Source organism: Lactobacillus helveticus DSM 20075 = CGMCC 1.1877 (genome assembly GCF_000160855.1).
In the GTDB taxonomy this organism is placed as follows: domain Bacteria; phylum Bacillota; class Bacilli; order Lactobacillales; family Lactobacillaceae; genus Lactobacillus; species Lactobacillus helveticus.
In genome coordinates this window covers 366,872-375,438 of record NZ_GG700752.1, presented here as the reverse complement: position 1 = coordinate 375,438, position 8,567 = coordinate 366,872, and the positions used below count along the sequence as shown (strand labels likewise).

The following is an 8,567-nucleotide window of genomic DNA, read 5'->3' as shown; positions in this document are numbered from 1 at the left end:
TAACCAAAACTGGCAATAACATCAATGAAGATGGGTGTGCAAAAAGTGACCGCAAGTTAAGTCTTACACCCGTCATAATGAAGAAAATCGGAATGAAGAAACCATAACCAATTGAGGTCAACTTATCCTTAGTAGCTTCACTTGGTTCAAGCAGCTTCATGACCATCCCTGCTAAAAAGGCACCTAAGATATTTTCAGCACCAACTCTTTCAGCAACGGTTACTAATGCAAAAATTAGGAAAAAGGCTAACCGAATATCTAGCTGAGTAGTTGCCTTCGTGATCTTGGCAAACCACAAATATGGTTGCTTGAAGCGTCGCAACAAGAAAATTGCGGCAGCAAACAACAGAATAATCAACCATAATTGTTCAGCGTTGCCACCATGTAACAGATGCGTAAATCATTAACAAAAGCAAAGGAATAACTTCACCAAGTACGGCAGTTAGCAAAATAGTCTGTCCGATTGGGCGACCTAAGATATTCTTTTCCTTCAAGGTGGCGATAACCACACCAAGTGCCACAGTCATCAAGATAATGGCGGCCAACATGACTTCACTGAACAATCCGGTGAGCCGTAAGATATAGGCTAAAACAAAAGCCATGACCACGATTCCGATAAAGGCAGTAATCGCAGTCTTTAAAGGATCGACCGTCTTTCCTGCTTGCGACTTTCCTTTAGGATTATTTTTTCTTTGTAATAAATCAAAATCAATTTCCATCCCAGATAAAAACATCAATAAGATCACACCTAGATTAGATAAAAAGGTTAGATCATGCGTTGATGTAATTAGGTTAAAACCGCTGGATCCCATGACGATGCCGACAATAATTTCGGCAACCGCGGTTGGTACATTACTAATCTGAAAGCGCGCCATAAATATTGGAATGACTAGCGCTAACAAAATTACTAAAAATAGTGATAATTGTGCCATATACTCCCTCTCTTTCAACACGAGTTAATTATTTCATTTTTAAAATTAAAACGCTAGATGATATTCTAACAAATACTCATCTAGCGTTAAATCAACTACACTTCTATTCAATATCTTTAGCTAAGATATATTGTGTAGCGTTAAGTGCATAATACTTTTGACCTTTAATTGTGATCTTGCTGCCGTAAGTTAATACGCGGCTGCCTTCCTTAACTTTGTTTTGCTTTTCAACACGACCACTTCTGGTGTGCAAGTAGGTCTCATTCTTCACTGTGCGAACAGTAGCATCAATGTTAGAAGCATCAACATATTGATCCTTGCCAATCTTGTAGTACTTCTTCTTATTGATCGTCTTGTAGCCCATCACAACAACAGGACTGCCAGCCTCCTTCAAGGTCTTGGTCTTCTTGCCCTTTTCGGTGTAAATATAAGCATCGTGACCAAGAGTTACTGCACCTTGAACTGCAGGAACTTCTTCCTTCGTCTTGTTTGGATCCTTGGTATAGGTATGTTCATTCTTCTTCTGCAAGTTGTAATAATACTCGATTAAAGAATAGAACTGATCCATGTCGTAGCCCCATTTTGCAAAATAGCCATCTGGGTCAACGTGATCAGTACCACCTAAATATGTGCTGACAGCGTGGTGAGACCAAATAGTCCCTTCACCATCATCACAAGCATTGTCAGGCTTGAGATCATAACGGTGAAGCAGCTTTGCAATATAAATAGCATCGTTATTCACTGACTTAGCAAATGCATCCCTGCTGTTTTCTTCACAAAGCTCAATCTGGATAAAACGGTTGTTAGCCTTAGGACCAGCACCCCAGGTACCCATATCTGGTGATCTCATCTGAATGATCTGCTTGCTGTCGACAAAGGCATGAACGTAAGCATTGATGTTCATCCATTCACGGTTGAAGTAAATCGCTTCATCGTGGGCAGTAGCACCAGGATCGTCAGTCTCGTGAACCACGATTCCTTCTGGCTTGCCATTTTCGTATTCAACGCCAGGGAACTTATTGTACTTAATACCTTCAAGCTTCAGCATCTTGTATAAATAAGTCACACCGCTATATTTGTATTTTTGGGCTAGCGTGTTGATTGATTCAGCATGAACGTTTTCACTTTGGACATTAGCCACTGTAATCAGCCCCAATACCGCAATTAAAGTTGCTAAAATTTTCTTTAATTTCAAATCAGGCCTCCGTTCTTATTACATGAAGTTAGACTTCTTGATGTATTGACGGATACCAATTCTGTAATACTTCTTGCCGTTGATCTTAACAGCACTACCGTATGTAGCAACTTGTTCATTCTTCTTACGCTTTAAAGTGTTGTCGCGGTTGCCGTATTGGTTGTAAACATAGGTATTGTGCTTCAAGAATCTAAGAGTACCATCAATGTTGCCGGCTGCAATGTATTCATTTTCACCGACGCGGTAATAAGTCTTCTTCTTGATAGTCTTAGTACCGTAAGTAGCGATTAACTTACTGCCTTCTTCGTCACTGATCTTGTACATCTTGCCCTTAATCTTCTTGCCTTTAGCATCGTAGACATAGGCATTGTGCATCAAGTTCTTTTCAACTTTGGTTGCACCCTTTGGAGCCTGAGTACTTGGTTCGCTAGTAGTGGTCTTGCCCTTAGTTAAAGAGGTACCGTTGATCCAGCCTTTTCCTTCAATGTACATTCTAGATGAACCATCGTGGAAAGTAATGGTCTTGGTTACAGTAACCTTCTCGCCGCTCTTAACGGAGCCAACGGCCTTAGCTACTGAATGGTCGGTTGGCCAATTATAAACTGAACCTGACTTTTCAACGGTGTAATGCTTGGTAGTCTTAGAAATCACTGGGTCATATTGGTTCAAATTGTGGCTGGTGATTCTAGAATTAAGTGCAATGTCGTACTTGCTGTCTGTAGCATAAGTACCAGTTAAAGCCTTGGTTGCTTCGGCATAAGTATTGGCATTCTCAAGCCAAGCGCCCTTGTAGCGAAGTGGTTGCCATGACACGCCTTCACGTAATTTTTTGCCGTTATCTTCAAATGATTCTTTTAAAGAATTGTATTTTCTAAATATGGCGTTGATGTAATAGCTTTTGCCATCCTTCTCTTCACGAGTTCTAGCAAGATAGCTTTCACCTGACCAACTATCATCGGCTTTCATGCCAAAAAGATTGTTAGAATTCACAGCTAAACCAGATTGTCCCCAGCCAGATTCAATAATAGCTTGGGCAATCATAACTGACGGATAAGTACCATATTTTTTAGCAGCTTTAACAGCTTCTTTAGCGGCCTTATTCAAAAATTCTGTTTGTGCATCAGTAGCAGCAGAAACTTTTTGGCTACGAAGATCAGTAATTGCAGAAATATTAGATGCTGGGGCAATTGTGGAAGTCAACACAACTGCGGCAGCTATGCTGGTCAAAAGTCTCTTCTTCATGAGATAATTTCCTCCTTGTATAACACCCTTTATTGTATCCAGCAAATAATAAGGAAACAAGCCATTCATACCATTTGTACGGAAAAAGTAATATTTCTATTACACTCTTTTTATTGTACTTTAGGAAAGTTGTACAATCTTAAGAAAGTGTAAAGAACTTACTATCAATTCTAAAGTTAAGATTATTTTTGTAGTTGCCACCTTTACTGCCTTTAGCACGATTCTCTTCTTGAATTCTTTTAAAGCTCTCAGTCAGTTTAGCAATCAATTGATGATATTCTTTCGTAAGACTAAGACTATTGAATTTAATGCAGGCATGCATATCAAGGTTTTCAACTCTATGGGCAAGAACCGCGATCTTAACCAAAAGATGTTGGATTTCTTAGATTACATGAATGGCGTGATTAACCATGCTCAAGGCTATATTGCCGACTTGCAAAAGGATATCGATCATTATGTTAATAGTGGAAAGTGGGTCGATGACATGGATAAGTTGGCTTATGAGATGAATCAGGTTGCAATAAAGGCAGCGGAAAAGGCTACTGAAGAAGCCAAAAAGGAAGATGCAATTACTTTAATTCAAGCATTAAAGCAAGTTGATCTTTCTTCTGAAGTGATTTTTGAAAAAGTATTACACAGCTATGGCGACGACTTATCTAGCGATGAAATTAAGAAGTTAGTAGAAGAAAATTATTAGGTAAATATGAGAAGGAAAAATGAGTAAATCTATCATTAATGAATCTTTAAATGAATACCGTGCCTATCTCAATGGTGAACCTAATCAAGTGGAAGTTCATACCTACACTATTCTTCAAAAGGCTAACTTAGATAATCTTCATTTGACTGAAGCTTTAAAAACAAATCCAACTAAAGAGTAAGAATTAAAGAATCAAAAAACGCACTACTCTGATGTTCCTGAAAGAGTAATGCGTTTATTTTTTAAGCAAAAGAAAAAACGAGGCAAATGCCTCGTTTTCTCGCTTAGTCAATGTTGGCTAATTTTTATTCAAAGTTAGCAACCTTAACGTAGGTCTTTTCAGTGTTAGCACCGATCTTGTAGTAACGTTGACCGTTCTTGAACTTGTATGAACCACCGTAAGTAGTTACTTCAGTACCCTTCTTAAGAACAACCTTGTTAGCACGCTTCTTTGAAGTCTTGTAAACGTATGCGTTGTGCTTCAAAGTACGCTTAGTACCATCGATGTTGTCAGCGTTGATGTACTTGCCAGTTGCCTTGCCGTTTTCGATTACTTCATAGTATGAAATACCGTTAGCAAGCTTAGTAGTGTTCATAGCAACAGTTACAGTGTTGTAACGAGTTACCTTGTCAGTACCAACACGCTTAGCGTCCTTGTCGTAGAAGTAAGCGTTGTGCATAATAGTCTTGCTTTGACTTGGAACAACAGGATCTGCAACGTTAGGAACAGTTACAGTTACTGGTAAAGTAGCTGACTTACCGTTCTTGTTTGAAGTTGCCTTAACATTAACAGTGAAAGTATGTGGAGCCTTGAAGTAACCTACTGAGCTTACTTCAATCTTTTGAGCCTTTAAAGCATCCTTGACAGCAGTTTCAGTGTCAAATGTAACATTAGTCAATTGTTTCTTATCATATTGTGCTGCAAAGTACTTAGAATTAATTGCAGCTACAACAGATGTAATGTTAAGTTGACCTTGGTTGTCAGCGTCAATAGAAACAGCACCAGTTGTTACAGTAGCACCAGTTGTTACATCGTAGAAGTTTACATTGCTGTTGTAAGTAGTGTCAATTGCGTAAACATTCTTAATTTGTACACTTGAAAGCTTAGCAACACCATCTTGGTCTAACGTAACTTTTACAGTTGAAGCAGGTTGGTCACCGGTCTTTTCAGTAAAGGTTACATTTGGGTTAGCTGAACCAATAGTAATTTCCTTACCTGCATTTTCTGAACCAAAGTTAAATGAAACATCAGGAACAGTTACTGTGTAAGCCTTGTCAGCTTCTAATTCAGCTGGCTTAACAGTATTATTATTACTATCGGTAATAGTAGCATTTCCTGAATCCTTTGGTAAGTTAGCAGTGTATGACTTACCATTGTAACTTGCTGAAATACTACCAGTAAGGCTACCTGGGATAGCTGGCATAGTATCGCTCTTAGCAACTGCAGCAATAGCTGATATGCTTGGAGTTACGTCAACATCGTACTTAGCATTAGTATTAGCATTGATAGCTGAATCAGCGTTAATAGTAGTTGCAGCATTAACAGGCATAGCAGTTGCAGCAATAGGTGCAACAGCTAATAAAGCAGCAGCAGCAGCGCTAACAATTCTTAAATTTTTCTTCATGTGGTCTTTCCTCCTTGAAATATAAAAAATGTAATAGGCCATAGGTTCAGCATGAGAAAGGAGCCTATAATGTACAAAACTCTTCAAAGCAAGATCCATGAGTCTATAACTCTCATGAGGTAGTAGTCATTGCTGAAGAATCAGCATGCGTACAGGCGTCATGCCTGAAGCAAGTCCTATTACTTACCACGATTCTTATTTTACTAACCTGAGCAAAAAATAGCAAGTTAAATCAATTGAAAATTCCTTTTTGTAATATTTATCTAATATCTTACCCCGCCGCGCTTTCCCGCAACCCAAAATCACAGAATTAATTCAATCGTAGTCATAACAAGAAAAGGCGGACTTCCGTCCACCTTTAATTTTTTATTTATTTTTTTCAAATTTTACAAACATATAACAAAATCATCTAAAAAAGTAATATTTCTATACGCTTTCTTTAAAACATTTTTGTGTGTAGTTATCTTATTTTCTTTGTAATTGTCTGATTATTTGAATGATTTCTAATAGCAAAGACAGATTAGTCTTGCTTATCAGCAGATGCTGATTCAGAATTTGCGCTATCATTAAAGATGTCACTAACAGTACGTTCAACATATGAAGCAGATTGTGGAGTTTCGTAATATGCAACACCGTCTTTCTCGAAGGCGTTAGCTGACGCAATAGTGTTCATCGCTTGACGAACTTGTTCTTCAGTAAGATTATCTACTGCATCCCCAACGTAATACTATTCTTCTTCTTTTCGCCATTTAAGAAAGGCAATTTCAAAGTTTTAGTAGTTGTAGCCATTTTATTTTCTCCTTATTTCCTTATTATAATGGTCCAGTTTCCTTCTTATTCAGCAACTTCGATAACGCGTTGCTTTGGCACTAAGATTACATCGTCAAGACTTTCCTCTTGCAAGCTCGCAATTGCTTGACCCACTTTTTTGAGATCTTCAGCTGCAGCGCCCCTCTTCACGTTCTTGATCATGCGACTCTTAAGTCCATTAGTGTATCTCTTATTGCCAAATGTATATTGGATTGATTGTTCTGCTAATTCAAAGTTCATAATTTTCTCCTACCTTATTTAATAATTTGATTTGAATTGTTGTAATCAACCTGCCGGCCAGATGTCTTACACTATTACTAACAATCTGGGATCCAAAAATGAGCCAAAGTTTTTAATATTAGTTAAAAGTAAATCTTCTATTTATCTTTTTTCACCTAAATGCCTTAAACTATAATTTAGTAATTAAGGTTCTCGATGAACCTAATTCACAAAAATACATGGGAGAGAGATTTTTAATGAAGAAATTAATCTTTTGGGGTGCGATTTTTGCTATGTTTTTGATTGGGGGAGGTGGCGCTGGCGCCTATGTTAGTCACTATAATTCTGTTCAGCACAACAATCAGAGTAGTTCTAGCGTGAAGTCTAATAATAAGGAAAAGAACAGCAACTCTTCTGATGACGATGCGAATAAGGAATTTAACTCAAGTTCCGATAATTCTAGTTCTAGCGGCTCTGACAAGGATAAGGATAAAGATAAGCAATCAAGTTCTGCTTCATCTTCATCCAGCGACAAGGATGCCGATACTCAATCTAGTTCTTCAAGTAGTAGAGAACAATCGATCAGCCAATCAAGTCAATCTTCTAGCAGCGCGCAATCATCAAGCACCCAGAGTTCAGATGATTCTGGTGATGAATAATTGCTGCAGACTTATGAAGTTGCTATAATAAGCAATGAAAAAGAGGATAACTCATTTGTCATCCTCTTAGTGTAGAATCGCGTAAGCGGTGCTATCTAGTAAATTAAATTTTTTGGCTAAATAACTGCCAGCTTGCTAGAGCTAAAGCAGTTATTTTTTATTTTCGTTGATCGTAAAACTTGATCAACTCTACAACTAATGCAATTAGTGTTACGACAAATGTGTCGAACTCTAACATTAGCTGCAACGCATCTGATACAGACACGAGGGCTTCTCCTTTCTATTAGGATATGCAAGTATGAGTTAAAATTTACTCATAAGCACCATTCCCTTCCAGGATAGCCACCACTTCAGCTTTTCTACGGCTAAAATTATACTAAATTCAAATATATGTTCACAAGCAAACATTATAAAGAAATTTCCTAAAAGTAGTTAAATTTGCTTTTATTTGCAGAAGTCGGTAGAATTATTATTGATTTTGCATCTATTTATTTTTTAATAAAGGGGTAACAACTTTGACTGAAGAAGAAAAGAACGCTCAAGCACAAGCTGATAAAGAAACAGAAGAAAACGACGACCTTAAAGTCGTAATGCCAGAAGCTAACAAGACTACTATGCCTAAGGAAGAATTCAAGGAACAACCTGATTACTTGAAGGTTTTTGCTAACTTCTACATTGTTCAATTTGACGAAGATGACCTCGAAATCATCAACCTCTACGACGAAAAGCACAACATGGTTGATATCAACAGTTATCTCTTGAACAACATTCACTTCCCACGTAAGAAGTTGCTTGATCACGTTTTGCAATACCACGATTACAACTTTAAGAACTTGCTCGACGTTATGATCGAAAAGACTGGTGTTAAGCCAGAAGACATGCTTACTTACGAAGCATGGGACAAGTGGTATGAAGAACAACGTGCTAAGATTTCTTCATCACTTTCATAATTTATAATATTGAAAAAGGCTCCCGAGTTGGGAGCCTTTTTTGTGTTTAAATATTATTCAATAGCAAGGTGTTCAGTATAAGTGACAAAAAACGCAAATTTTGTCACTTATATCGAACACTTTTGGGGTATTTCTGTCAGTTATATTGAACACCTTACTTTTTCAAACCAAAAATTAAAACAAAATTATTTTACTTGCAATGTGAACTAAAATAGATGAAAATGAATATATCAAAAGG

9 protein-coding genes and 2 pseudogenes are annotated in these 8,567 nt (G+C 37.6%); 4 read left to right on the top strand and 7 right to left on the bottom strand.

Annotation, left to right across the window (positions count from 1 at the left end; all coding sequences use genetic code 11):
- From HMPREF0518_RS01745 to HMPREF0518_RS01735, 3 genes and pseudogenes are all read right to left on the bottom strand, one after another.
- A pseudogene (locus HMPREF0518_RS01745) lies at nt 1–932 on the bottom strand (cation:proton antiporter); the annotation flags it as partial.
- Nucleotides 933–1,035: 103 nt separating this feature from the next.
- Nucleotides 1,036–2,127 carry an SLAP domain-containing protein gene (locus HMPREF0518_RS01740; RefSeq protein WP_003625515.1) on the bottom strand — a complete coding sequence of 364 codons (1,092 nt, stop codon included), beginning with the start codon at nt 2,125–2,127 and terminating at the stop codon, nt 1,036–1,038.
- Between the two features lie 18 nt (nt 2,128–2,145).
- On the bottom strand, nt 2,146–3,369 hold the full coding sequence (locus HMPREF0518_RS01735) for an SLAP domain-containing protein (RefSeq protein WP_023192972.1): 1,224 nt from the start codon (nt 3,367–3,369) through the stop codon (nt 2,146–2,148).
- Between the two features lie 271 nt (nt 3,370–3,640).
- Here HMPREF0518_RS01735 and HMPREF0518_RS01730 point away from each other — a divergent pair, with 271 nt between their 5' ends.
- Both HMPREF0518_RS01730 and HMPREF0518_RS10260 read left to right on the top strand, forming a co-directional pair.
- A complete protein-coding gene (locus HMPREF0518_RS01730) occupies nt 3,641–4,066 on the top strand; it encodes a hypothetical protein (RefSeq protein ID WP_023192973.1) in 426 nt (141 codons plus the stop codon).
- Nucleotides 4,067–4,085: 19 nt separating this feature from the next.
- On the top strand, nt 4,086–4,247 hold the full coding sequence (locus tag HMPREF0518_RS10260; protein WP_003625508.1) for a hypothetical protein: 162 nt from the start codon (nt 4,086–4,088) through the stop codon (nt 4,245–4,247).
- 124 nt (nt 4,248–4,371) lie between these two features.
- Here HMPREF0518_RS10260 and slpH read toward each other — a convergent pair whose 3' ends face one another.
- The 3 genes and pseudogenes from slpH to HMPREF0518_RS01715 form a co-directional block, all read right to left on the bottom strand.
- Nucleotides 4,372–5,691 (bottom strand): S-layer protein SlpH, encoded by a 1,320-nt coding sequence (slpH, locus tag HMPREF0518_RS01725; RefSeq protein WP_023192974.1) that lies wholly within the window; start codon nt 5,689–5,691, stop codon nt 4,372–4,374.
- A gap of 520 nt (nt 5,692–6,211) precedes the next feature.
- Nucleotides 6,212–6,480 (bottom strand): annotated as a pseudogene (locus HMPREF0518_RS01720) (DUF2922 domain-containing protein).
- A gap of 45 nt (nt 6,481–6,525) precedes the next feature.
- Nucleotides 6,526–6,741: a DUF1659 domain-containing protein gene (locus tag HMPREF0518_RS01715; RefSeq protein WP_003625502.1), complete on the bottom strand. Its 216-nt coding sequence runs from the start codon at nt 6,739–6,741 to the stop codon at nt 6,526–6,528.
- A gap of 236 nt (nt 6,742–6,977) precedes the next feature.
- Between HMPREF0518_RS01715 and HMPREF0518_RS01710 the strand changes: the two genes are divergently transcribed.
- On the top strand, nt 6,978–7,379 hold the full coding sequence (locus HMPREF0518_RS01710) for a hypothetical protein (RefSeq protein ID WP_023192975.1): 402 nt from the start codon (nt 6,978–6,980) through the stop codon (nt 7,377–7,379).
- A 157-nt stretch (nt 7,380–7,536) separates the two neighbouring features.
- Here HMPREF0518_RS01710 and HMPREF0518_RS11100 read toward each other — a convergent pair whose 3' ends face one another.
- A complete protein-coding gene (locus HMPREF0518_RS11100; protein WP_023191406.1) occupies nt 7,537–7,644 on the bottom strand; it encodes a putative holin-like toxin in 108 nt (35 codons plus the stop codon).
- A 250-nt stretch (nt 7,645–7,894) separates the two neighbouring features.
- Between HMPREF0518_RS11100 and HMPREF0518_RS01705 the strand changes: the two genes are divergently transcribed.
- Nucleotides 7,895–8,329: a hypothetical protein gene (locus HMPREF0518_RS01705; protein WP_003625498.1), complete on the top strand. Its 435-nt coding sequence runs from the start codon at nt 7,895–7,897 to the stop codon at nt 8,327–8,329.
- Nucleotides 8,330–8,567: the final 238 nt, after the last annotated feature.